The sequence below is a fragment of the Nocardioides oceani genome, from assembly GCF_030412965.1.
Taxonomy (GTDB): Bacteria; Actinomycetota; Actinomycetes; order Propionibacteriales; family Nocardioidaceae; genus Nocardioides; species Nocardioides oceani.
In genome coordinates this window covers 532,086-554,784 of record NZ_JAUHJQ010000001.1, presented here as the reverse complement: position 1 = coordinate 554,784, position 22,699 = coordinate 532,086, and the positions used below count along the sequence as shown (strand labels likewise).

Annotated in this window: 22 protein-coding genes and 1 riboswitch; of the genes, 12 read left to right on the top strand and 10 right to left on the bottom strand. The window is 74.6% G+C overall.

The genetic code is table 11. The annotated features are described in order from the left end of the window. Window position 1 precedes the first annotated feature (1 nt). Window positions 2-1,327: a sugar ABC transporter permease gene (locus QWY28_RS02715; protein WP_300950761.1), complete on the top strand. Its 1,326-nt coding sequence runs from the start codon at window positions 2-4 to the stop codon at window positions 1,325-1,327. 49 nt (window positions 1,328-1,376) lie between these two features. Next, window positions 1,377-2,561, top strand: a complete 1,185-nt coding sequence (locus QWY28_RS02710) for an ROK family transcriptional regulator (RefSeq protein WP_300950760.1) — start codon at window positions 1,377-1,379, stop codon at window positions 2,559-2,561. A gap of 192 nt (window positions 2,562-2,753) precedes the next feature. Here QWY28_RS02710 and QWY28_RS02705 read toward each other — a convergent pair whose 3' ends face one another. The 5 genes from QWY28_RS02705 to QWY28_RS02685 form a co-directional block, all read right to left on the bottom strand. Next, window positions 2,754-3,932, bottom strand: coding sequence for an ROK family transcriptional regulator (locus QWY28_RS02705; RefSeq protein ID WP_300950759.1), 1,179 nt, complete (start codon window positions 3,930-3,932; stop codon window positions 2,754-2,756). Window positions 3,933-3,943: 11 nt separating this feature from the next. Then, window positions 3,944-5,110 carry a xylose isomerase gene (gene xylA / locus QWY28_RS02700; RefSeq protein ID WP_300950758.1) on the bottom strand — a complete coding sequence of 389 codons (1,167 nt, stop codon included), beginning with the start codon at window positions 5,108-5,110 and terminating at the stop codon, window positions 3,944-3,946. 50 nt (window positions 5,111-5,160) lie between these two features. Further along, window positions 5,161-6,543, bottom strand: coding sequence for a xylulokinase (xylB, locus tag QWY28_RS02695; protein WP_300950757.1), 1,383 nt, complete (start codon window positions 6,541-6,543; stop codon window positions 5,161-5,163). Window positions 6,544-6,574: 31 nt separating this feature from the next. After that, the gene (locus tag QWY28_RS02690; protein WP_300950756.1) at window positions 6,575-7,555 is read right to left on the bottom strand and encodes an aldose epimerase family protein; all 981 of its coding nucleotides are present in this window, start codon (window positions 7,553-7,555) and stop codon (window positions 6,575-6,577) included. A 117-nt stretch (window positions 7,556-7,672) separates the two neighbouring features. After that, complete coding sequence (locus QWY28_RS02685; RefSeq protein WP_300950755.1) at window positions 7,673-8,149, bottom strand: DUF4383 domain-containing protein; 477 nt, start codon at window positions 8,147-8,149, stop codon at window positions 7,673-7,675. A gap of 147 nt (window positions 8,150-8,296) precedes the next feature. Between QWY28_RS02685 and QWY28_RS02680 the strand changes: the two genes are divergently transcribed. Next, window positions 8,297-8,773, top strand: coding sequence for a hypothetical protein (locus QWY28_RS02680; RefSeq protein WP_300950754.1), 477 nt, complete (start codon window positions 8,297-8,299; stop codon window positions 8,771-8,773). Next, window positions 8,770-9,108, top strand: coding sequence for a DUF3140 domain-containing protein (locus QWY28_RS02675; RefSeq protein ID WP_300950753.1), 339 nt, complete (start codon window positions 8,770-8,772; stop codon window positions 9,106-9,108). Before QWY28_RS02680 ends, QWY28_RS02675 begins: the two co-directional genes overlap by 4 nt. Here the strand turns inward: QWY28_RS02675 and QWY28_RS02670 are convergent. From QWY28_RS02670 to QWY28_RS02660, 3 genes are read right to left on the bottom strand one after another with little or no spacing between them, the layout of a single operon-like run. Next, window positions 9,074-10,339, bottom strand: coding sequence for a kynureninase (locus tag QWY28_RS02670; RefSeq protein ID WP_300950752.1), 1,266 nt, complete (start codon window positions 10,337-10,339; stop codon window positions 9,074-9,076). The genes QWY28_RS02675 and QWY28_RS02670 overlap by 35 nt on opposite strands. Further along, window positions 10,336-11,190, bottom strand: coding sequence for a tryptophan 2,3-dioxygenase (gene kynA / locus QWY28_RS02665; protein ID WP_300950751.1), 855 nt, complete (start codon window positions 11,188-11,190; stop codon window positions 10,336-10,338). Before kynA ends, QWY28_RS02670 begins: the two co-directional genes overlap by 4 nt. Then, window positions 11,187-11,963, bottom strand: coding sequence for a putative protein N(5)-glutamine methyltransferase (locus QWY28_RS02660; protein WP_300950750.1), 777 nt, complete (start codon window positions 11,961-11,963; stop codon window positions 11,187-11,189). Before QWY28_RS02660 ends, kynA begins: the two co-directional genes overlap by 4 nt. A 48-nt stretch (window positions 11,964-12,011) precedes the next feature. On the opposite strand from QWY28_RS02660, the gene QWY28_RS02655 reads away from it, so the two are divergent. The 4 genes from QWY28_RS02655 to QWY28_RS02640 all read left to right on the top strand — a co-directional run bounded on the left by QWY28_RS02655 (window position 12,012) and on the right by QWY28_RS02640 (window position 16,378). Then, a complete protein-coding gene (locus QWY28_RS02655; RefSeq protein WP_300950749.1) occupies window positions 12,012-13,214 on the top strand; it encodes an oxidoreductase in 1,203 nt (400 codons plus the stop codon). 146 nt (window positions 13,215-13,360) lie between these two features. Then, window positions 13,361-14,482 carry an NAD(P)H-dependent amine dehydrogenase family protein gene (locus QWY28_RS02650; RefSeq protein ID WP_300950748.1) on the top strand — a complete coding sequence of 374 codons (1,122 nt, stop codon included), beginning with the start codon at window positions 13,361-13,363 and terminating at the stop codon, window positions 14,480-14,482. Beyond that, the gene (locus tag QWY28_RS02645; protein WP_300950747.1) at window positions 14,479-15,282 is read left to right on the top strand and encodes an SDR family oxidoreductase; all 804 of its coding nucleotides are present in this window, start codon (window positions 14,479-14,481) and stop codon (window positions 15,280-15,282) included. The genes QWY28_RS02650 and QWY28_RS02645 overlap by 4 nt, the downstream gene beginning before the upstream one ends. A 22-nt stretch (window positions 15,283-15,304) precedes the next feature. Then, window positions 15,305-16,378, top strand: coding sequence for an MBL fold metallo-hydrolase (locus tag QWY28_RS02640; protein WP_300950746.1), 1,074 nt, complete (start codon window positions 15,305-15,307; stop codon window positions 16,376-16,378). Between the two features lie 128 nt (window positions 16,379-16,506). On the opposite strand, the gene QWY28_RS02635 is transcribed toward QWY28_RS02640, so the two are convergent. Further along, complete coding sequence (locus QWY28_RS02635; protein ID WP_300950745.1) at window positions 16,507-16,950, bottom strand: GNAT family N-acetyltransferase; 444 nt, start codon at window positions 16,948-16,950, stop codon at window positions 16,507-16,509. Then, entirely contained in the window at window positions 16,947-17,876 is a 930-nt protein-coding gene (locus tag QWY28_RS02630; protein WP_300950744.1) for an alpha/beta hydrolase, read from the bottom strand. The genes QWY28_RS02635 and QWY28_RS02630 overlap by 4 nt, the downstream gene beginning before the upstream one ends. Before the next feature lie 95 nt (window positions 17,877-17,971). Between QWY28_RS02630 and QWY28_RS02625 the strand changes: the two genes are divergently transcribed. From QWY28_RS02625 to QWY28_RS02610, 4 genes are all read left to right on the top strand, one after another. Then, window positions 17,972-18,877, top strand: coding sequence for an RNA polymerase sigma-70 factor (locus QWY28_RS02625; RefSeq protein ID WP_300950743.1), 906 nt, complete (start codon window positions 17,972-17,974; stop codon window positions 18,875-18,877). Window positions 18,878-18,883: 6 nt separating this feature from the next. Further along, window positions 18,884-18,991, top strand: a riboswitch (TPP riboswitch). Then, window positions 18,981-20,057, top strand: a complete 1,077-nt coding sequence (locus tag QWY28_RS02620) for a thiamine ABC transporter substrate-binding protein (protein WP_300950742.1) — start codon at window positions 18,981-18,983, stop codon at window positions 20,055-20,057. It overlaps the preceding riboswitch by 11 nt. 16 nt (window positions 20,058-20,073) lie before the next feature. Beyond that, entirely contained in the window at window positions 20,074-21,705 is a 1,632-nt protein-coding gene (locus QWY28_RS02615; RefSeq protein WP_300950741.1) for an ABC transporter permease, read from the top strand. Next, window positions 21,705-22,694 carry an ABC transporter ATP-binding protein gene (locus QWY28_RS02610; RefSeq protein ID WP_300950740.1) on the top strand — a complete coding sequence of 330 codons (990 nt, stop codon included), beginning with the start codon at window positions 21,705-21,707 and terminating at the stop codon, window positions 22,692-22,694. Before QWY28_RS02615 ends, QWY28_RS02610 begins: the two co-directional genes overlap by 1 nt. Window positions 22,695-22,699: the final 5 nt, after the last annotated feature.

Below are 22,699 nucleotides of genomic sequence, written 5' to 3'. Positions count from 1 at the left end.
CATGAGCATCGAGTCGGACACCACCGGCCACGCCCCCGACCACGCCGGCAGCCACGGCACGCCCGGCAGCCACGCCGCCCCGCCGCAGGCCGCCGGCTTCGACAACGACAACCAGCAGGCGGAGACGATCGGCGACTCCGCCCGCGAGTACCTCAACCGGCTGCGCGGCGGCGACATGGGCTCGCTGCCGGCGATCTTCGGCCTCGTCGTCCTGTTCGTCGTCTTCGCCTCGCTGCACGACCGGTTCCTGACGACGTACAACATGGCCAACCTGGTCGTGCAGGCCGGCTCCATCATCGTCCTGGCGATGGGCCTGGTCTTCGTCCTGCTTCTCGGCGAGATCGACCTGTCGGCCGGTGTGGCCGGCGGCGCCGCCGCGACGATCACCGCGCTGGTGATGATCGACCACGACTGGCCCTGGTGGCTGGCGACCCTCGCCGGCATCGCGGTCGGGGCGCTGATCGGAGCCGTGATCGGCTCCTTGGTCTCCCTGCTCGGCATCCCCTCCTTCGTCGTCACGCTGGCGTTCTTCCTCGCCCTGCAGGCCGTGCCGCTCAAGCTGATCGGCTCCGGCGGCTCGCTGCGCTTCAACGACGAGGTCCTGCGCGGGTTGTCGATCAAGAACGTCCCGGTCACGGCAGGCTGGATCGCAGCGGCGCTGATCGTGGTCGGCTTCGCCGCGCTCTCCCTGTGGCGCTACCGCTCGCGCTCGACCCGCGGCCTGGTCCACAAGCCGCTCCCGCTCGTGGTCATCCAGGTCGTCGTGCTGGCCGTGATCGTCTTCGGCCTCACCGCGCTGCTCAGCGCCAACCGCGCGCCGAACCCGGACATCTTCGACATCAGCGGCATCCCGTGGGTCGCGCCGGTCGTCATCGCGCTCCTGCTGTTCTGGACCTTCGTGCTGACCAAAACCCGCTTCGGGCGCCACCTGTACGCCGTCGGCGGCAACGCCGAGGCGGCCCGACGCGCCGGCATCAACGTCACCCGGATCAAGATCACCGCCTTCGTCATCGCGTCCTCCATGGCGGCGGTCAGCGGCCTGCTCGCCGCGTCGTACACCGGCAAGGTCTCGCCGGGCTCCGGCGGCGGCAACGAGCTGCTGTACGCCGTCGGCGCGGCCGTCATCGGCGGCACCAGCCTCTTCGGCGGCCGGGGTCGGGCGATCGACGCGGTCGTCGGTGGCCTGGTGATCGCGACCATCCCGAACGGCCTGGGCCTGCTCAACCAGGCGAGCTACATCAACTTCCTCGTCACCGGTGGCGTCCTGCTCCTGGCGGCCAGCGTCGACGCCATCTCGCGGCGCCGTCGCTCCGCGGCCGGCGTCTAGGCACGGGGTGACAGCGCAGCGGCGTGGCCTCGGCACCAACCAGGAGGCCGTGCGACGCCACAACCTCGGCACGGTGCTCCGCCACGTCCACGGCGCGGGGCAGGTCTCGCGAGCCGAGCTGACCGCCCTGATGGGCCTCAATCGCAGCACGATCGCCGACCTGGTCCTCGAGCTGGAGTCGCTCGGCGTGGTCGAGCAGACGGTGCCGGTCGGCGTCCGCTCGGGCGCCGGCCGGCCCTCGGCCGGCGTGCGGCTGGCCGAGGTCGGGCCGTACGTCGTCGCGGTGGACCTCGGGGTCGACCGTGCCGTCGTGGCCCGGGTGGCGCTCGGCGGCGACGTCGTCGAGCGGGCCACCGCCCCGATCCCCAGCGGCGGCGGGGAGGCGTGGCAGGTGGGTTCGACGGTCGCCGGCCTGATCCGGCGGGTCGTCGAGGCCGCCCCGTCGTCGGCGCCGCTGCTCGGCGTCGGCATCAGCGTCCCGGGCCTGGTGCGCCGCAGCGACGGGCTGGTGCGGCTGGCCCCCAACCTGGACTGGCAGGACGTCTCCTTCGGGGCGATCGTGCTGGCCGCGCTGGGGGTCGACGTGCCCGTCCAGCTCGCCAACGACGCCGACCTCGGCGCGCTGGCCGAGCACCGCCGGGGCGCCGGCGTCGGGGTCGACGACCTCATCTACATCTCCGGCAACGTCGGCGTCGGCGCCGGCGTGATCACCGGCGGCGTACGCCTCGAGGGCGCGGGCGGGTACGCCGGCGAGGTCGGCCACCTGCCGTTCGCCCCCGAGGGCCGGCTGTGCCACTGCGGCAACGTCGGCTGCTGGGAGACCGAGGTCGGGGCGCACGCGATCGCGAAGGCGATCGGCTGCCCGGAGTCCGACGTGGTCACCCTCGGCGACGTGCTCGACGAGTACGCCGGGTCGCCGCGCGAGCTGGGCGCGACCGGGAAGGCGCTGGGCTACGGCCTGGCCTCGATCGTCAACGCGTTCAACCCGCGGCTGGTCGTGCTCGGCGGGTACCTCAGCTCGCTCTACGCGCTGGTGCGCCACGAGGTCGACGCCGCACTCGCCGAGCGGGCGCTGCCGGCGCCCCTGGAGTCGGTCACCCTCTCGCTGCCCGGGCTCGGCTCGGACTCGGTGCTCCTCGGCGCCGCCGAGATCGCCCTCGAGCCGCTCTTCGCCGACCCCGTCGCCGCGCTGGGCACGGCCCTGGTCGACGTCGGCGCCCGCCTGGCGGGGTAGTCACGGACGAAAACGTCCCTGACTACCGCCGCGGAGGACGGAAACGTCCGTGACTATCCCCGGACGGGCAGGTCGGCTGCGCCGCCGCGTGCTCGGCGGCACGGTCCTGGTCGACGCCGGCGCGCGCCTGGCGGGGTAGTCACGGACGAAAACGTCCCTGACTACCCCCGCGGAGGACGGAAACGTCCGTGACTATCCCCGGACGGGCAGGTCGGCTGCGCCGCCGAGCACGCGGGCCAGCGACTGCTCGGCGGCGCCGAGGGCCGCGGCGCGCAGGCCGAGCGTCCCGAGCCGCAGCTCCGGGCGGACCTGCACCTCGGAGGCCAGCCGGGCGTCCAGCACGCGGCGGGCCGGCTCGAGCACGAGGTCCCCGAGCGGGACGAAGTAGCCGCCCAGCACCACGACGGCCGGGTCGAGCACGCCGCTGAGGATCGCCAGGCCGAGCCCGAGGTCGTGGCCGACCCGCTCGACGGTCGCCCGGGCGGCCGGGTCGCCGGCGGCGCGGGCCGCGACCGCCTCGGCCGTCGTGACGGGGGTGTCGAGCTCCTCCATGCCGACCGCCTCGAGCACGGCGTGGAGGCCGATCGAGGCCTCCCAGCAGCCGCGCCGCCCGCAGCCGCACGGGGCGCTGGGGTCGCCGACCGGCATGTGGCCGACCTCGCCGGCGAACCCGGCGGCGCCCTGCACGAGCTGGCCGCCGACGACGATGCCGGCGCCGATGCCGACGGTGCCGGTCAGGTAGAGCGCGTGGTCGACGCCGCGGGCGGCGCCGTGGTGCGCCTCGGCGTACGCCGCGCAGTTGGCGTCGTTGACGACGCGCACGTCGCAGCCCAGCGCCGCGGCCAGGTGCGCGACGAGCGCGTCGCCGTGCAGCGGCAGGTTCGGTGCCCACGCGACCGTGCGGTCGTCGTCGCGGACCAGTGCCGGGACGGCGACGGTCGCGCCGAGCAGGCTGCCGGGGTGGTCGGTGCGCACCTGCTCGGCCAGCGCGAGCAGGGCCTCCACCCGGTCCTCGCCCGCCGCTCGGGACTCGCTGGCCAGGACGCCGCCGGCGAGGTCGACCACGACGGCCGAGACGTAGTCGACGTTGAGCTCCAGGCCCAGGCCGAGGTGGGCGCCGGGACGCAGGGCCACCGGACGGCTCGGCCGGCCGCGGGCCGGCTGCGCCGGCGCCTCCTCCATGACCGCGCCGGCCTCCTCGAGGTCGGCCACGATCGCACCGACCGTCGCCTTGGCCAGGCCGGTGCGCTGCGCCAGCTCGGCCCGCGAGGCGGGTCCGAGCCGGCGCAGCGAGTGCAGCACGGCCGCGGTGTTGGCCCGGCGCAGCTGGCCGGTGCCGCCGCCGGGGCCGCCGCCGAGACCGCTGCTCATGCGCGGACGGCTCAGCGCACGCCGTACAGGTGCTCGAGCGCGAGCTGGTCGAGGTGCTCGACCGCCGCGCCCTGCTGGGCGAGGACCTCGGGGTCGGGCAGCTCCCACTCGAGGAGGCCCTGCCAGCCCTCGCCCTCGCCGAGGGTCGGCTGGGCGAGCTCGGGCAGCTTCGCGGCGGCCAGCGCCTCCTGGACCTCGGGGTCGGCGCGGAACGCCTTCACCTTCTCGCGCAGGATCAGGTAGTTGCGCATGTTGGCCGCGGCCGAGACCCAGACGCCGTCCTCGTCCTCGATGCGCGCGGGCTTGTAGTCGAAGTGCACCGGGCCGTCGTAGCCGCCGGCGAGCAGGGCGTCGACCACCCAGAATGCGCCACGGACGTTCCCGGCACCGAAACGGAGGTCCTGGTCGTACTTGGGACCGTTCTGGCCGTTGAGGTCGATGTGGTACAGCTTCCCGGCCCACATCGCCTGGGCGTAGCCCGCGGCGGCGTTCATGCCGGCCATCTCCTCGTGCCCGATCTCCGGGTTCACGCCGACCAGCTCGGGCCGCTCGAGCTCGTTGATGAACGCCAGCGCGTGGCCGATCGTCGGGAGCAGGATGTCGCCGCGGGGCTCGTTGGGCTTCGGCTCGATCGCGAAGCGCAGGTCGTAGCCCTGGTCCACGACGTACTGGCCGAGGAGGTCGAAGGCCTCCTTCATCCGGTCGAGGGCGACGGCGGTGTCCTGGGAGGCGCCGTACTCCGCGCCCTCGCGGCCGCCCCACGCGACGTAGACCTTCGCGCCGAGCTCGGCCGCGAGGTCGACGTTGCGCATGACCTTGCGGATCGCGAAGCGGCGGATGTCGCGGTCGTTGTTGGTGAAGCCGCCGGCCTTGAACACCGCGTGGCTGAACAGGTTGGTGGTCGCGGTCGTGACGACCAGCCCGGTGTCGGCCAGGCCCTTCTTGAACCGGTCGATGATCTGCTGGCGGGTCGCGTCGTCGCTGCCGAACGGGATGACGTCGTCGTCGTGGAAGTTCACGCCGTACGCACCGAGCCCGGCGAGCTTCTCGAGCGCGTGCACGGTGTCCATCGGCGGGCGGGTCGCGCCACCGAACGGGTCGACGCCCTGCCAGCCGACGGTCCAGAGGCCGAAGGAGAACTTGTCCTCCGGGGTGGGGGTGGGGATCTCGATGCTCATGGGGTGCCTTCCGAGGGTGGTTGCGGACGGGAGATGCGGGTGAGGGGTGGTCAGGAGCGGTCGCGCAGGGCGGCGTAGCGGGCGCGTACGTCGGGGGTCGGGTCGGCCTCGAGCAGCTGCGTGCCGGGCAGCGGCCAGGTGGGCGGCGCGTCGGTGCCGGCGAGGGCCCAGGCGGCCTGCCGGGCGGCGCCGAGGGCGACGTACTCCCCGGCCGGCGGGAGCGTGACCGGGCGGCCCAGCACGGCCGGGGCGAGCGCGCGGACGGCGGGCGAGCGGGTGGCGCCGCCGACCATCAGGATGCGGCGGGGCTGCTGGCCCATGGCGGCGACGAGGTGGTCGACGGCGTCGGCCAGCGAGCACAGCAGTGCCTCGAAGGCGGCGCGGGCGAGGTCCTCGCGGCTGGTGCGCGGGGTGAGGCCGGCCCAGGTGCCGGTGGCGTCGGGACGGTTCGGGGTGCGCTCGCCGCCGTAGTAGGGCACCAGCGTGATGCCGTTCGCGCCGGCCGGCGCCGCGAGGGCGAGGTTCGCGAGCTCGGCATGGTCGACGCCGAGCCACCGAGCCTGGAGGTCCAGGATCTGCGCGGCGTTGACGGTCGCGACGAGGGGGAGGAAGCCGTCGTGGGCGTCGGCGAACCCGGCCACCGCACCGCTGCCGTCCGCCACCGGGACCGGGCTGACCGCGCAGGCCACGCCGGACGTGCCGATCGAGATCAGCACGTCACCGGTCTCGAGGCCGAGGCCGAGCGCGGCGGCCGCGTTGTCCCCGGTGCCGCCGGCGAGCACGGCGCCGGTCGCGGTCTCGCCGGCCGCCGTGCCCGGTGCGACGACGCGGGGCAGTGCGAACGGGCGACCGAGCGCGGCCTCCGCCAGGTCGGGCCGCCAGTGGCCCTCGGCGGTCGCGAAGTAGCCGGTGCCGGAGGCGTCGCCGCGGTCGGTGAACGGCTCGGTGCCCGGTGCGGCGAGGTGGCCGGAGAGGTAGTCGTGGGGGAGCAGCACCTGCGCGACGCGCGCGGCGTTCTCGGGCTCGTGGTCGCGCAGCCAGCGCAGCTTGGTGGAGGTGAACGACGCGACGAGGACGCTGCCGATCGCGTCCGCGCAGGCCTGGGGACCGCCCATCTCGGCGATGAGCTCCGTGGCCGACGAGGCGGAGCGGGTGTCGTTCCACAGCAGCGCGTCGCGGACCGGCTCCCCGCCCCCGTCGAGGGCGACCATGCCGTGCTGCTGGCCGCCGACCGCCACCGCGGCGGCACCGGCGGCGGCCGCGCCGAGGCCCGCGACCGCCTCGTCGTGGGCGGCCAGCCAGGCGCGGGGGTCGACCTCGGTGCCGGGCGGGTGGGGCACGGACCGGTGGGCGACGACGGTGCCGTCGGCAGCGTCGACGAGCAGCACCTTGGTGGACTGCGTCGAGGTGTCGACGCCGAGGACGAGGGTCACCCCGCTATTAAGTACGACACTCGAACTAAAGTCAACGGGGCCCGGCCGGATCGACGTCGACGGTCACCTCGGAGGTCCACCGGTACGTCCCGCCCGGGCGCAGCACGGCCGAGGGCCAGCCCGCCTCGCCCTCGTGGTGGGGGCTGTCGGGGTGGAGCTGCGGCTCGATCGCCACCCCGGCGAACCGGGGGTGGAACCGGCCGTCGAAGAGCCCGCCGGTGTAGACCTGCACGCCGGGCTGGTCGGCCGCGATCGTCAGGCGCAGGCCGTGGGCCCGCAGCCGCGCCACCTCCCGCAGCGGGCCGCCCGGGGTCCAGCCGGTCTCGCAGCCGCGCACCACGAAGGGGTGGTCGAGGTCGCCCGGCGGGCCGCCGGCCCGCAGGTCGAAGCGGGTGCCGGTCACGTCGGCGACCTCGCCGGTCGGCACGCCGTCCTCGACGGGGAGGTAGGCGTCGGCGTGGAGGATCAGCTCGTGGTCGGCCGCGGTCTGCCCGCCCAGCCGGTAGTAGGCGTGGCTGGTCAGCGAGACCACGGTCGGCGCGTCCGTCGTGGCGGCGTACGACGTGCGCAGCGTGCGGCCGGTGACCTCGAAGCGCGCCCGCACCGTCACGGTGCCGGGGAACCCCTGGTCGCCGTCCGGGCTGACCAGCTCCAGCTCCGCGGACCGCTCGCCCGCCTCGACGACGGTCCAGGTGCGCCGGTCGAACCCGTCGGGGCCGCCGTGCAGGGTGTGGCCGCGGTCGTTGGTCGGCAGGGCGTGGGTCGCGCCGTCGACGACGAGCTCGCCGCGGGCGATCCGGTTGGCGTAGCGCCCGACCGACGCCCCGAGGTAGGCGTCGTCGTCGAGGTTGTCGGCCACCCTCGGCAGGCCCAGGACCACGTCGCGCCAGGTGCCGTCGCCGTCGCGGGCGCGGAGCCGGTGGACCCGGGCGCCCAGCGGGGCGAGGCCCAGGCGGAGGTCGTCGCTGCCGAGGTCGAGGACCTGCTCGGTCGGGGGCACGTCGGTGGTCACGGGGACGACGCTAGGCCCGATGCCGGGCCCCGACGCACGCCGCCTCGTGATGCCCAGGGTGCGGCAGGGCGCACGGTGGGCATCACGAGGCGGGTGGTGGGGCGGCCGGGCCGGTGGTCAGGCGGGGTACTGGCCGCCGACGGGGCCGCGCAGCGCGCGGTAGCCCGCGAACCCGAGGGCCAGCATGGTGAGAGCCAGGGCGAGGTGCAGCCAGTTGTCGGCGGTGTTGAGCGGCACGAAGTTGGCGTCGCTGCCGTGGCCGACGGCCAGGCCGTAGACCCAGAGCAGCAGGTAGACGAAGCCGCCGCCGACGAGGTACGCCGCCGAGGCGGTGGCCTTGCGGGCCACGGCCAGGCCGACGACGCCGAAGAGCAGGTGGACGATGTTGTGCAGGATCGAGACCTGGAAGATCCCGAGCAGCTCGGCGTGGCTCTCGTGGCCGGCGAACTCGAGGTGGTCGTAGTTCGTGGTGATCCCGGGGATGAAGCCGGCGATGCCGACGAGCACGAAGACCGCTCCGTAGACGAGCGCGGCGGTGCGCAGGAACGGCACGGCCTTCGACGGTCCGGTTGCTCCGGTGTGGGTGGCGTCCATGGGGGCTCCTCGATGTGTGGTGCGGGGGTCGTGCAGGTGGTGCTCCGGGAGTACCCGCGCGGCGCCGGGTCAGTACGCCGGGCGTGTGCGGGCGCGCCGGGTGGGCACCGCGAGGGGGACGAGATCGACGGCTCCAGGAGGACACGCATGGCACAGGCAGTGCTCGGGCTGTGGGTGGTGACCGCGTTCGGCGGCGCCTACATGTTCAGCTTCACCCTCGGCGCGGCCCGGTCGCGGGCGGAGGCCGAGCCGGGGCAGCTGACGAGCAAGCTGCCGCCGCTGGCGCTGTTCGTGCACCCGCTCTTCGGGCTGAGTGCGCTGCTGCTGTGGATCGCCTACCTCGCGGCCGGCCAGCAGTCGCTGGCCTGGACGACGCTGGTCGTGCTGGTCCTCGGCGCCGCCATCGGCGACATCCTCGTGGTCCGCACCCTCAAGGGCCGCAAGGACGCCGAGCCGACCGTCGAGGACCGGATCCCGACCGTCGCGATGGCGATGCACGGCATCTCGGCGGTCGCCCTCATCGGCGCGGTGCTGCTCGTGTGTCTCGGCGTGGACAGCCAGGCCGGCGACGACGACGCCGACTTCGGCGACACCCGCGCCCCGCTGGTGGAGGTCCTGCGATGACCGCGGACGGGCTCGACGAGGTCTGGGACGACTGGAAGGAGGCGGTCAACATGACCGCCGCCGAGGTCGAGAAGTGGCTCGACACCGACGAGTCCCAGGCGGTCGGGCAGAAGGCCGGCGGCAGCGGCGAGTCGACCGGCCACCGGTCGGGGAGGCGCATCGTCGAGATCCTGCGCACCAACAAGGGCGACCTGTCCGAGGACGACGTCGCCCACATGCGCAAGGTGGTCGGCTACGTCCACCGCCACCTGGCGCAGGGGCCTGACAAGGACGTCGAGCACAGCGACTGGCGCTACTCCCTCATGAACTGGGGCCACGACCCGACGAAGCAGTGATCTCCGCGAGCGCGTCGGCCACCGCGTCGACGCCGCGCTCGACCTCGGCGAAGCTCGTGCTGAGCGGGGACAGCCCGACCCGCAGCCCGGCCGGCGGGCGGAAGTCGGGCACGACGCCCCGCTGCCACAGCAGGGCGGTCACCTCGCGGAACGCCGGGTGCTCGAGCATCACGTGCGCCCCGCGCTGGGCCGGGTCGCGCGGGCTCGCCAGCCGGACGTCGTACGTCGCCAGCCGCTCGTCGGCGAGCGCGACGGCGTGCTCGGTGAGCGCCATGGCCTTCGCGCGGACCGCCGCCATGCCGGCCTCCTCGATCAGGTCGAGCATCGCCTGGAGCGGCTGCATCGCGAGCACCGGCGGCGTGCCGGTGAGCATCCGGCGGATGCCCGGCGCCGGCTCGTAGCCCGGCCCCATCGCGAACGGGTCGGCGTGGCCCATCCAGCCCCACAGCGGCTGCTGGAGGTCGGGCAGCAGGTCGGCGCGGACGTAGGCGAAGGCGGGGGAGCCGGGACCGCCGTTGAGGTACTTGTAGGTGCAGCCCACCGCGAGGTCCGCGCCCCACGCGTCGAGCGCCACCTCGACCGAGCCCGCCGAGTGGCTGAGGTCCCAGACCACCAGCGCGCCGGCGTCGTGCACCAGCGCGGTGAGCGCCGCGCCGTCCGCGACGTGACCGGAGCGGAACGCGACATGGCTGAGCAGCACGAACGCCGTGTCCGGTCCGAGCGCCGGCGCGAGGTCGTCCGCGGTGACGCCGCCGTCGGGGTCGGCCTCGACCCACCGCACGGTGAGGCCGCACTCGCCGGCGACGCCCTCGAGGAGGTAGCGGTCGGTCGGGAAGTTGTCGCGGTCCACGACCACCTCGCGGCGGTCGGGCCGGGCGGCGGCCGCGGCGCGCAGCAGCTTGTAGAGCAGCACCGACGTCGAGTCGCCGACGACGACCTGGCCGGGCGCGGCCCCGAGGACGACCCGGCCGAGCCGGTCGCCGACCCGCGTCGGCTCGTCCATCCACGACTCGTCCCAGCTGCGGATCAGCCGGTCGCCCCAGGCGCCCTCGACGAACTCCGCCAGCCGCGCCGGCACGGTCGCGACCGGCCGGCCCAGGGAGTTCCCGTCGAGGTAGGCCACGACGGCGGGGTCGTCGGCCCCGAGGAAGCGCGAGCGGTACGCCGCCAGCGGGTCGCGCGCGTCCAGCTCGGCCGACGACGGGCGGGTCCCGGCGGGCCGGCCGCTCACGCGCGGACCTCGCCGCGCACGGCGTACAGCTCGGGGAAGAACGTGAGGTCGAGTGCCTTGCGCAGGAACCCGACGCCCGAGGAGCCGCCGGTGCCGCGCTGGAAGCCGATCGTGCGCTGGACGGTGCGCAGGTGGCGGAAGCGCCACTCCTGGAGGTTGTCCTCGAGGTCGACCAGGTCCTCGCAGGCCTCGTAGAGCCCCCAGGGCAGGTCGCGCTCCTCGTAGACCCGGCGGAAGACCGGGACCAGGTCCTCGCGGAACGCCCACGGCTCGCGCACGTCGCGCTCGAGGACGTCGGCCGGGACGTCGAGGCCGCGCCGGGCGAGCAGCCGCAGGAAGGCGTCGTAGAGCGTCGGCTCCTCGAGGAGCTCGGCCAGCAGGGCGTGCGCCTCGGGCTCGGACTCGAAGACCGTGAGCATGGCGGCGGACTTGTTGCCGAGGACGAACTCGACGGCGCGGTACTGGTGGGACTGGAACCCCGAGCTGCTGCCCAGCGCGCCGCGGAACTCGGCGTACTCCCGCGGCGTCAGCGTCGCGAGCACCGACCACTGCTGGATGAGCGTGCGCTGGATCGCCTTGACCCGGGCCAGGCACTTCAGCGCCGGCTCCAGCCGGTCGGCGTCCAGGAGCGCGCGGGCCTCGCGCAGCTCGTGGAGGACGAGCTTGAGCCACAGCTCGGAGGTCTGGTGCTGGACGATGAAGAGCATCTCGTCGTGGTGCTCCGGCACGCTGCGGGGGTGCTGGGCGGAGAGCAGGCGGTCCAGGTCGAGGTAGCGGCCGTAGCTCATCGCGCCGTGAAAGTCGGTGCGCACGCCCTCCTCGAGGGGGCGCTCCGCGGGGGTGCCGGTCATGCGGTGACGGTATCCCCGGCGGTCGCGAGGACCGCACAGCCGTCGACCTCGTCGTCCTCGACCACGGTGGTGGCCAGCCCGGCGTCGTGGAACAGCGCCGCGGTCCGATCGGCCTGGTGCCGGCCGGTCTCCACGACGACGGTCGCGCCGCTCGCCAACCAGGGCGCGACGGTGACCGCCAGCCGCCGCTGGATGTCGAGGCCGTCGGCGCCGCCGTCGAGGGCGACCCGGTGCTCGTGGTCGCGCGCCTCGGGCGGCATCAGGGCGACGTCGCCGGTCGGGACGTACGGCGCGTTGGCCACGAGCACGTCGACCCGGCCGAGCAGGCGGCGCGGCAGCGCGTCGAGGAGGTCGCCCTCGTGGACCGCGCCCGCGGGCAGGTTGCGCCGGGCGCACGCGACGGCCGCGGGGTCGACGTCAGCCGCGTGCACCTCGGCGTCGGCGCGGCCCGCCCGGACGGCGGCCGCCACCGCGCCGGAGCCGCAGCACAGGTCGACGACCACCGCGCCGGGGCCGCGCCCGGCCAGCCGCTCGAGGGCGAGCCGCACCAGCAGCGTCGTACGCCGCCGGGGCACGAAGACGCCCGGCTCCACCACCACGCGCAGGCCGCAGAACTCCGCCCAGCCGACGACCTGCTCCAGCGGTGTCCCCGCCACCCGGGCGGCGACGAGCCGCTCCAGGTCGTCGGCGTCGAGCGCCGCCCCGCGCAGCACCGCGGCCTCCTCCTCGGCGAAGACGCACCCCGCCGCCCGCAGCCGCTCGACCACCGTCACGGGTCGATCCTGCCGGTCGGCGAAGTAGAACGCGTTACAGTTCCGGCCGTGGCTGTTCCCGACGTCTTCTCGCCCATCACCCTCGGCCCGGTCCGCCTGCGCAACCGCACGGTCAAGGCGGCGACGTTCGAGGGCCGCACGCCGCACGGCCAGGTGACCGACGAGCTCATCGACTACCACCTCGGCCCGGTCCGCGGCGGCGTCGCGCTGACCACCGTGGCCTACCTCGCCGTCGCGCCCGAGGGCCGGACCCACCGCGAGGTGATCGTCGTCGGCGAGGACACCCTCGCCGGGCTCGCCCGCCTCGCCGACGCCGTCCACGCCGAGGGCGCTGCGATCGCCGGCCAGGTCGGCCACGCCGGCCCGGTCGCCAACGGTCGCTCCAACGGCGTCAGGGCGATCGCCGCCAGCGGCATGCCGAGCCCGCTGTCGATGCAGATGATCCGCTCCGCCACCGAGGCCGACCTCACCCGCGTGACCAAGGCGTACGTCGCCGCCGCGCGCCTGCTCGTGCGGGCCGGCTTCGACGTGCTCGAGCTGCACATGGCGCACAGCTACCTCATCTCCTCCTTCCTCGCACCCGGCCTCAACCGCCGCAAGGACCGGTGGGGCGGCTCGCTGGAGAACCGCGCCCGGCTCGCCCGCCAGGTCGCCCGGGCCGTCCGCGACGAGGTCGGCGACGAGGTCGCCGTGACCGCGAAGGTGTCGACCTCCGACGGCTTCAAGGGCGGCGTCACCACCGAGACCGGCCTCGAGGTCGCCCGCCTGCTCGAGGCCGACGGCAACCTCGACGCGCTGCAGCTCTCCGGCGGCAGCTCGCTGATGAACCCCATGTACCTGTTCCGCGGCGGCACCCCCGTCGCGGAGTTCGCCGCCGCCATGCCGCTGCCGGTCCGGCTCGGCATGCGCACGCCGGTGGGGCGGTCGTTCATGAAGTCCTACGAGTTCCACGAGGGCTACTTCCGCGACAAGGCGCTGCAGTTCCGCGAGGCCCTGTCGATGCCGCTGATGTTCCTCGGCGGCGTCAACCGGCTCGAGACCATGCAGCAGGCGATGGCCGACGGCTTCGAGCACGTCGCCATGGGCCGTGCCCTCCTCCGCGAGCCCGACCTGCTCGCGCGCATGCAGGCCGGTCGCGCCGTCGAGGGCGTCTGCATCCACTGCAACCGCTGCATGCCGACCATCTACGCCGACGGCGGCACCCGCTGCCCGGTCGCCCTGGAGATCTCCGGCGCTCCTGCGCCCGCCTGACGCCGACCCCGTCCCGGCCTTGTAACGCGACGTTCGCCGCTCTGCATGCACGCTGCAGCGTGCATGCAGAGCAGTGAACAGGTCGTTACATGCGGCCGACCCCGCGGCTCTTCCGCATTTCTAGAACGTGTTCTAGGTTGTGCGCCATGTCACAGGTCATCCCCGAGAAGCCCCTGCGCGTGGTCGTCTGGTCGACGGGCACCATCGGCCGGCACGCCATCGCCGGCATCGACGCCCACCCGGACCTCGAGCTGGTCGGCGTCTGGGTGTCCAACCCGGCCAAGGACGGCCGGGACGCCGGCGAGCTGGCGGAGCTGGGCCGCGAGCTCGGCATCCTCGCGACGACCGACCGCGACGCGCTCATCGCGCTGGCGCCCGACGCGATCGTGCACACCGCGATGGCCGACGACCGCGTCTTCGAGTGCATCGAGGACCTGATCGGGTTCGTCGAGGCCGGGATCAACGTGACGAGCAGCGGCCCGGTGCTGCTCCAGTGGCCCGAGGGGATCCTGCCGCCGGAGATGATCGACCGCATCGAGCAGGCCTGCCGCCGCGGCGGGGCCAGCCTGCACGTCAACGGCATCGACCCGGGCTTCGCCAACGACGTGCTGCCGCTGGTGCTCACCAGCCTGTCCCAGCGCATCGACGAGGTGCGGGTGATGGAGGTCTGCGACTACTCGACCTACTACCAGCCGGTGGTGATGGGGGAGATGTTCGGCTTCGGCAAGCCGATGGACGAGCTCGGCATGCTCTGGCACCCCGGCATCCTCACGATGGCCTGGGGCAGCGTCGTCCGGCAGATCGCCGCCGCGCTCGACGTGACGCTCGACGAGCCGCTGACCGAGGAGGTCGATCGCCGGCCCGCCGCGCGGGACACCCGCTCGGTCTCCGGCGACATCGCGGCGGGGACCCTCGGGGCGGTGCGGTTCCAGGTGGTCGGCAAGGTCGACGGCGTACCCCGCGTGGTGCTGGAGCACGTCACCCGCACCGATGCCAGCGAGCACGACGACTGGGAGCGCCCGCCGGCCGGGACGGACGGCTGCTACCGGGTGCGGATCACCGGCGAGCCGATGATGCAGGTCGACTTCCTCCACCACGGCGAGCACGGGGACCACAACGTCAGCGGCATGATCACCACCGCCCAGCGGATCGTGAACGCGCTGCCCGCGGTCGTCGCCGCCGAGCCGGGCATCGTGCGCGCCGTCGACCTGCCGCTGGTCACCGGCCGCGGCCTCGTCACCGGCACCCACGGGCAGGCCGGCCGATGAGCATCCTCGACCGGTTCACCACCACCGACCAGGTCGCGGTCGTCACCGGCGCCGGCCGCGGGATCGGCGCCGCCACGGCCGTCGCGCTGGCCGAGTCCGGCTCGGACGTGGTCATCTCCGCGCGCACGGCCGGCCAGCTCGAGGGGGTCGCCGAGCGGGTCCGCGCCGCCGGTCGCCGAGCCGTCGTCGTACCTGCCGACCTCAGCGACCTCGACGCCGTCGCCGGCCTCGCGCACGCGGCGTACGACGCCTTCGGCCGGCTCGACACGGTCGTCAACAACGTCGGCGGCACCATCCCGAACGCCTTCCTCGACACGACGCCGGACTACCTGGAGGAGGCGTTCCACTTCAACGTCACCACCGCCCACGCGCTCAGCGTGGCGGCCGTCCCGTTGATGCTGAAGGGCCCCGAGGGGCAGAAGTCGATCACCTGCATCAGCTCGATGATGGGTCGGTCCGCGGGCCGTGGCTACCTTGCGTACGGCACGGCCAAGGCCGCCCTCGCGCACTGGGCGCGGCTGGCGGCGACCGACCTCGCGCCGAGCATCCGGGTCAACGGGATCTACGTCGGGTCGGTGATGACCAGCGCGCTGGAGTTCGTCGCCGGCGTGCCCGAGATGATGGACCAGCTGGAGACCAAGACGCCGCTCGGCCGGGTGGGCGAGGCCGAGGACATCGCAGCCGCGGTGGTCTACCTCAGCTCGCGCGCCGGGCAGTACGTCACCGGCAAGCTGCTCGAGGTCGACGGGGGCATCCAGGCGCCGAACCTGGAACTGGGACTGCCCGACCTCTCCGGGTGATCCCGACCGTAGAGTCCGGCCGGTGACCACCTCCAGCACCTCGACCGCCCACGCCGTCTCGCCCGACTCCGGCGAGCACTGGACGGCCGAGGGCGCCTGGCAGGTCGCCGAGGGGATCCACCGGATCCCGCTGCCGCTGCCGATGGACGGGCTCAAGGCGATCAACGTGTACGTCGTCGTGGCCGACGACGGGCTGACGCTGGTCGACGGCGGGTGGGCGATCCCGCAGGCGCGTGACCTGCTCGACCGGTGCCTGGGGCAGATCGGCGCGGGCTTCGGCGACATCCGCCGGTTCCTCGTCACCCACGTCCACCGCGACCACTACACGCTCGCCCGGGTGCTCGGCACCGAGCTCGGCGTCGACGTCGCCCTCGGCGTCGGCGACCGCCCGGCGCTGGAGCTCATGCAGGACGCCGCCTCGATGACCGAGAACCCCTTCGCCGGCGCCCTGCGCACCGCCGGCGCCGCCGAGCTGGCCGCGGAGTGGAACAGCCCCGGCCAGGAGTCCGACGAGGCCTCGCTGCCCGACCCGACGCACTGGGCGTTCGCCGACACCTGGCTCGACGGCGACATCCGGATCGCGGTCGGCCCCCGCACCATCGACGCCGTGCACACCCCCGGCCACACCCCCGGGCACTACGTGTACGCCGAGCGCGACGCCGGCCTGCTCTTCGCCGGCGACCACGTGCTCCCGACGATCACTCCGTCCATCGGCTTCACCATGCCGATGGACGACCAGCCGCTGGGTGACTTCATGGCCTCGCTGACCAAGGTCCGCTCGCTCCCCGACCTGCAGGTCCTGCCCGCCCACGGCCCGGTCGCGCCGTCCTCGCACGCCCGTGTCGACGAGCTGCTCGCCCACCACGAGACCCGCCTCGCCGACTCGCTGGCCGCCCTCTCCTCCGGCCCGCTCACCGCCCACCAGGTCGCCGGCCACCTCGGCTGGACCCGCCACGAGCACCCCTACGAGACGCTGGACGTCTTCAGCCGCGGCATGGCCGCCATGGAGACCAAGGCCCACCTCGAGCTGCTCGTCGCCCGCGGCCGCGCCTCCCGCGCCGACGCCTCCGATGGGGTCGTGTTCGCGGCGGTCTGAGGGGGCTCGACATCCCAAGTAAACGTGGGATGTTGACGCTTCGCGGCCATTGCGATGGCAGGGAAGCGTCAAGGTCCCAAGTTAACCTGGGATGCTGGTCGACACGTCCGCCACTCCGGCCCCAGCAGTCACACCCGCAGGCGCATCGGCAGGTGCGGGATGCCGTCCTCGACGAACTCCGGGCCGTCGCCGACGAAGCCGAAGGTGGCGTACCAGCGGGCGAGGGGGGACTGGGCGTCGAGCACGACGTCGCGCCCGGGGCAGGTCGAGAGCGCGGTGCGCATGACCACGTCGGCCAGCCCGCGGCCGCGGGCGGAGGGATCGAGCAGCACCCGGCCGATCCGCCACACGTCGCCGTCGTCGAGCACCCGCGCGTAGCCGAGCAGCCCGGAGCTGGCGGAGTCGTCGAGCAGCAGCACGTGCCGGGTGCCGTCCTCGAGGTCACGGCCGTCGAGGTCGGGGTAGGGGCACGCCTGCTCGACGACGAACACCTGCTGCCGCAGCCGCGCGACGGCGTAGACGTCGAGGGCCGAGAGCGCGGAGAAGGGGACGGAGACGGCGCGGACGGTCATCGGGGCACCGCCAGGAACTCCTCGGTACGCCGCCACGCGCGCCGGGCCTCGGGCACGAGCGGCAGCAGCGGGTAGACGTGGAGCAGGTCCGGCTCCTCCACGTAGGTCAGCGCCCAGCCGGCCTCGCGGGCGCGCCGGACGAGCAGCCGGGTGCCCGGCGTGAGCAGGTCGCGCGTCCCCTGGAAGACCAGCGCCGGGGGCAGGCCGGCCAGGTCGCCCAGCGCGGGCGAGACCTCCGGGCGCACCAGGTCCTCGGGCGAGCCGGCCCACCACAGCGCGTACGCGCGGAGCTTGCCGAGGAACAGCCACGGGTCGACGGCGTCGTACGCCTCGGTCTCCGGCGTGCTCGTGCTCAGGTCGACCCACGGCGCGTGCAGGAGGAGCCGGTCGGGCTGCGCCAGCCCGCGGTCGCGCAGCGAGAGGGCCAGCGCGAGCGCCAGCCCGCCGCCGGCGGAGTCGCCGGCGAGCACGGTCCCGCCGGGGGAGCGCTCGCCCCACGAGGCGACGAGGTCGACGAGCGCGTCGTGGGAGTCGCGCCAGGTGTGCTCGGGCGCGACGGGGTAGTCCGGGACGACGACCCGCACCCCGAGCCGCGAGGCCAGCCGCGCGGCGTACCGCACGTGGAAGGGGTCGATGCCGGCGGTGTACCCGCCGCCGTGCACGTAGACCACGGTCCGCGTCGGCGACGTGCCCCGCGCGGTGAGGGTGTACGACGGGAACGACCCGGCCGCGGCGGGCACCTCCTCGCGCACCACCGAGAAGCGCCGCTCGAACCGCGTGACGGCGTTGGTCGGCAGCGGCTGCCCGACGGTGCCGAGGTGCCACTGCTCGAGCCGCGCGCGCTCGGCCTCGGGCGAGTCGAGGTCGCGGGAGCGGCGCAGCCGGGGGAGGGCCCAGGCGAGGGCCTGGTGGGTCGGGGACGGCACGGCGCAACTCTCACACGTCGCGCCAGCACGGTCGCCGGGGTGCCCGAACGCACGCCCGGGCGCACTCCCGGACCGCCGCTGGCTACGGTCCGCAGGTGACCCCCGCCCAGTCCCACGGCCAGTCCCATGCCGAGCTCTTCGCGACGTACCGCAACCTCCTCTTCACCGTCGCCTACGAGCTCCTCGGGTCGGCCGCGGACGCGGAGGACGTCGTGCAGGAGTCGTGGTTGCGCTGGGCGGAGGTCGACCTCGCCGAGGTCCACGACCCGCGCGCCTACCTCGTCCGCGTCGTGACCCGGCAGGGCCTCAACCGGCTCCGCGCGCTGGCGCGGCGCCGGGAGTCCTACGTCGGGCCGTGGCTGCCGGAGCCGCTGCTGACCGTCCCGGACGTCGCCGAGGACGTCGAGCTGGCCGACAGCGTGTCGACCGCGATGCTGCTGGTGCTGGAGACGCTGACGCCGACCGAGCGGGCCGTGTTCGTGCTGCGCGAGGTCTTCGACGTGCCGTACGACGAGATCGCGGCCGCCGTGGACCGGTCACCGGCGGCGGTGCGCCAGGTCGCGCACCGGGCGCGTGGCCACGTCGAGGCCCGACGGCCCCGGGTCAGCGTGAGCCGGAGCGAGCAGCGGGCGGTCGTCGACCGGTTCCTCGCGGCGGCGGCCACCGGAGACCTCGCCTCGCTCGTGGAGGCGCTCGCCCCCGATGTCGTGCTCACCAGCGACGGCGGCGGGCTGCGGTCGGCGGCGCGGCGGCCGGTCCTCGGGCGGGACAGGGTGCTGCGCTTCCTGCTCGGCGTCGTGCCGAGCGGGGGCGACGTCCGGATGGAGCCGGTCGACCTCAACGGCGCCCCGGGCCTGCGGTTCGTCGTCGACGGCGTGCTCGACACGGTCGCCACGCTGCTCGTCGAGGACGGCGCGGTGACCGGCATCTACCTCGTCCGCAACCCCGAGAAGCTCCAGCGCCTCGGACACCCCGTCGGGCCGGTGGTGCTCGCGCGCTAGGTTGGCCTCTCACGACAGGGGAGCACGCGCGAGCGTGCTGAGAGTGCAGAAGAGCTGCAGACCCTCGAACCTGCTCCGGTTAGCACCGGCGAAGGGAGTCACCATGAGATCCGTGCGCGCGCTCGCGTCCACCGCCCTGGTCGGCCTCACGGCCACCGCCGTCACCTCCTGCTCGCTCGTGGGCGGGGGTGACGACGACGAGCCGACGAGCGAGGGCGGCACCCCGACCGAGGTCGTCCTGGTCACCCACGAGTCCTTCACGCTGCCCGACGAGGTGCTGGCGGCCTTCGAGGAGGAGAGCGGCTACCGCCTCGAGGTCCGCAGCGCCGGCGACGCCGGGTCGCTGACCAACCGGCTGGTGCTGACCGAGGACGCCCCGCTCGGCGACGTCGTCTTCGGCGTCGACAACACCTTCGCGTCCCGTGCGCTCGAGGAGGGCGTGATCGCCGACACCGACGTCGAGCGGCCCGCCGGCGCGGCGGCGTACGACCTCGAGACGGGGGACGCCGCCGACGACCTGGTGCCCGTGGACACCGGCAACGTGTGCGTCAACGTCGACGACACCTGGTTCGCCCGGGAGGGCCTCGAGCCGCCGGCCGACCTCGACGACCTCGCCGACCCGGCGTACCGCGACCTCCTCGTCGTCCCCGGCGCCACCACCAGCTCGCCGGGCCTGGCCTTCCTCCTCGCGACCGTCGCGGAGTACGGCGACGGGTGGCCGGCCTACTGGGAGCGGCTGGTCGACAACGGCGCGAAGCTGGTCGACGGCTGGTCGGACGCCTACCAGGTCGACTTCACCCAGGGCGGCGGCAAGGGCGACCGGCCGATCGTCGTCTCCTACGACTCCTCACCGGCCTTCACCCTCGACGGGGAGGGCGGCACGACCACCAGCGCGCTGCTCGACACCTGCTTCCGCCAGGTGGAGTACGCCGGCCTGCTCGAGGGCGCCGCGAACCCCGAGGGCGGCGAGGCGCTGCTGGAGTTCCTGCTGACCCCGGAGGTCCAGGCGGCGCTGCCGGAGTCGATGTACGTCTTCCCGGTCCGCGACGACGTGGAGCTGCCCGCCGACTGGGCGCGCTTCGCCGAGCAGCCCGACGAGCCGTACGCCGTGGACCCGGCCGACATCGCCGAGAACCGCGACGCGTGGCTGCGCGAGTGGAGCGACGTCACCACCCGGTGACGGTCCCCGGCACCCGATGAGGCGCACGCTCGCCCTGCTCGGCCTGGCCCTCGGGCCGGTGCTGGTGCTCGGCGTGTTCTTCGTGCTGCCGGTCGGCGGCATGGTCGCTCGCGGCTTCTGGCCCGACGGCGGCTTCGACCCCGGCGGGGTCGTCGAGGTGCTGACCCGGCCGCGGACCGGGCGGGTGGTGTGGTTCACCGTCTGGTCCTCGGCCGTCGCGACGCTGGTCTCGGTGGCGCTCGGGCTCCCGGCGGCGTACGTCCTGCACCGGCTGGACCTGCCGTTGCGCCGGGCCGTGCGCGCGGCGCTGCTCGTGCCGTTCGTGCTGCCCACGGTCGTGGTCGGCGTCGCCTTCCGGCAGCTGCTGGGCGAGTCGGGCCCGCTCGGCGGCCTCGGCCTCGACGGCACGCCGGTCGCGATCGTCGCGGGGCTGGCGTTCTTCAACGTCGCCGTGGTGATCCGCAGCGTGGGGGCCGCCTGGGAGGGGCTCGACCCGCGGCCGGCGGAGGCGGCGGCCGCGCTCGGCGCCTCCCCGCTGCAGGTCCTGCGCACCGTCACGCTGCCGGCGCTGCGGCCCGCGATCGTCTCGGCGGCGAGCGTGGTGTTCCTCTTCTGCGCGACCTCGTTCGGCGTGGTCCTCACCCTCGGCGGGCTGCGGTACGCCTCGGTGGAGACCGAGATCTACCTGCTGACCACCAACCTGCTCGACCTCCAGGCCGCCGCCGCGCTCTCGGTCGTCCAGCTGGTCGCGATCACGGTGCTGCTCGCGCTGGCCGCCCGGCTGCGGGCGGTCCCCGACCCGACGGTGGCCCGGCGGACCGCCCGGCCCCGCGCCGTACGCCGCTCCGACTGGCCGCAGGTCCTCGCCACCGTCCTGCTGCTCGCCCTGGTCGCGGCGCCGGTCCTCACCCTGGTGCTCGGCTCCCTGCGGGTCGGCGACGCCTGGAGCCTGGGCAACTACCGCGCCCTCCGCTCGACCGGTGAGGGAGCGCTGCTCGTGCCGGTGACCGAGGCGCTGGTGACCTCGCTGCGCACCGCCGTCGATGCGACCTGGATGTCGCTGCTGCTCGGGCTGGTCGTCGCGGTCGTGGTGACGCGCCGCTCCCGGACGCCCGCCGAGCGGCGGGTGCGCTCGGTGCTCGACGGGTTCTTCATGCTGCCGCTCGGGGTCTCGGCGGTGACCCTCGGCTTCGGGTTCCTCATCACCCTCGACCGGCCGCCGGTGGACCTGCGCGACTCCGCCCTGCTCGTGCCGGTCGCGCAGGCCCTGGTCGCGCTGCCGCTCGTGGTCCGCACGATCGTCCCCGTGCTCGGCGGGATCGACGACCGCCAGCGCCAGGCCGCTGCCTCGCTGGGCGCCGGACCGCTGCGCACCCTCGCCACGGTCGACCTGCCGGCGGTGTGGCGCCCGCTGCTCGCGGCGGCCGGCTTCGCGTTCGCCGCGTCGCTCGGCGAGTTCGGCGCCACGGCGTTCCTGGCCCGCGACGAGCGCGCCACCGTCCCCGTCGTGATCTTCCGCCTCATCGGCAGCCCCGGTGCGATGAACTACGGGATGGCGCTGGCCGCCTCCGTCGTCCTCGCCGCCACGACCGCCGTCGTCATGCTCGCGGTCGAGCGGCTGCGCGTCCCCTCCCTCGGAGTCCTCTGATGCTGTCCCTCACCGACGTCTCGGTCTCCTACGACGGCGTGCCCGCGGTCCGCGACGTCGGGCTCGACCTCCCCGACGGGCAGGTGCTCGCCGTGCTCGGCCCGTCCGGCTGCGGCAAGTCGACGCTGCTGCGTGCCGTCGCGGGCCTCGAGCCGGCGACCGGCTCGATCGCCTGGGACGGCGCCGACCTCTCCCGGACCCCCACCCACAAGCGCGACTTCGCGCTGATGTTCCAGGACGGCCAGCTCTTCGGCCACCTCACCGTCGCCCGCAACGTCGGCTACGCCCTGCGGCTGCGGCGCACCCCCGACGCGGCCGCCCGCGTCGAGGAGCTGCTCGCGCTCGTCGGGCTCGAGGGGTACGCCGACCGGCTGCCCGGCACCCTCTCCGGCGGCGAGCGCCAGCGGGTCGCCCTCGCCCGCTCGCTCGCGGTGCAGCCGCGCCTGCTGCTGCTCGACGAGCCGCTCTCCGCCCTCGACGCCGGTCTGCGCGAGCGGCTCGCCGTCGACCTGCGCCGGATCCTGCGCGAGGCCGGCACCACCGCCCTGATGGTCACCCACGACCACGAGGAGGCGTTCACCGTCGCCGACCGGCTCGCGGTGATGCGCGCGGGCCGGGTCGTCCAGCAGGGGGCGATCGACGAGGTGTGGCGGGCGCCGGTCGACCGGGACACGGCGCTGTTCCTCGGCTACGCCCGCGTGCTCGAGGGCGACGCGGCCGAGCTGGTCCTCGGCCGCGCCGCCCCGGCCGTCGCCGTACGCCGCTCGGCGCTCGTGCTCGACGACGCCGGCCGCCTCCACGGCACCGTCGTCGGGGCGCGCGCCACGCCGACCCAGGTACGGCTGGTGGTGGACGTCGCCGGCCTCGGCGAGGTGGACGCGGTCGCGCCGCTCGACCGCCGGCCGGCGCTCGGCGCCGACGTACGACTGGGGGTCGACGGGTCGCGACTCGCCGTGGTGGGAGCGGCGCCCACTGGCCAGGCGGTGTGACGACC

Excerpts from the sequence above, each read along its gene's own strand:
- kynA (WP_300950751.1), bottom strand. The coding sequence starts at position 11,190 with ATGACCGGCACCCCCGCGGAGCGCCCCCTCGAGGAGGGCGTGCGCACC.
- QWY28_RS02610 (WP_300950740.1), top strand. The coding sequence starts at position 21,705 with ATGCTGTCCCTCACCGACGTCTCGGTCTCCTACGACGGCGTGCCCGCG.
- QWY28_RS02680 (WP_300950754.1), top strand. The coding sequence starts at position 8,297 with ATGGCACAGGCAGTGCTCGGGCTGTGGGTGGTGACCGCGTTCGGCGGC.
- QWY28_RS02620 (WP_300950742.1), top strand. The coding sequence starts at position 18,981 with ATGAGATCCGTGCGCGCGCTCGCGTCCACCGCCCTGGTCGGCCTCACG.
- QWY28_RS02675 (WP_300950753.1), top strand. The coding sequence starts at position 8,770 with ATGACCGCGGACGGGCTCGACGAGGTCTGGGACGACTGGAAGGAGGCG.
- QWY28_RS02685 (WP_300950755.1), bottom strand. The coding sequence starts at position 8,149 with ATGGACGCCACCCACACCGGAGCAACCGGACCGTCGAAGGCCGTGCCG.
- QWY28_RS02650 (WP_300950748.1), top strand. The coding sequence starts at position 13,361 with ATGTCACAGGTCATCCCCGAGAAGCCCCTGCGCGTGGTCGTCTGGTCG.
- xylA (WP_300950758.1), bottom strand. The coding sequence starts at position 5,110 with ATGAGCATCGAGATCCCCACCCCCACCCCGGAGGACAAGTTCTCCTTC.
- QWY28_RS02705 (WP_300950759.1), bottom strand. The coding sequence starts at position 3,932 with ATGAGCAGCGGTCTCGGCGGCGGCCCCGGCGGCGGCACCGGCCAGCTG.
- QWY28_RS02645 (WP_300950747.1), top strand. The coding sequence starts at position 14,479 with ATGAGCATCCTCGACCGGTTCACCACCACCGACCAGGTCGCGGTCGTC.
- QWY28_RS02715 (WP_300950761.1), top strand. The coding sequence starts at position 2 with ATGAGCATCGAGTCGGACACCACCGGCCACGCCCCCGACCACGCCGGC.
- QWY28_RS02615 (WP_300950741.1), top strand. The coding sequence starts at position 20,074 with ATGAGGCGCACGCTCGCCCTGCTCGGCCTGGCCCTCGGGCCGGTGCTG.
- QWY28_RS02635 (WP_300950745.1), bottom strand. The coding sequence starts at position 16,950 with ATGACCGTCCGCGCCGTCTCCGTCCCCTTCTCCGCGCTCTCGGCCCTC.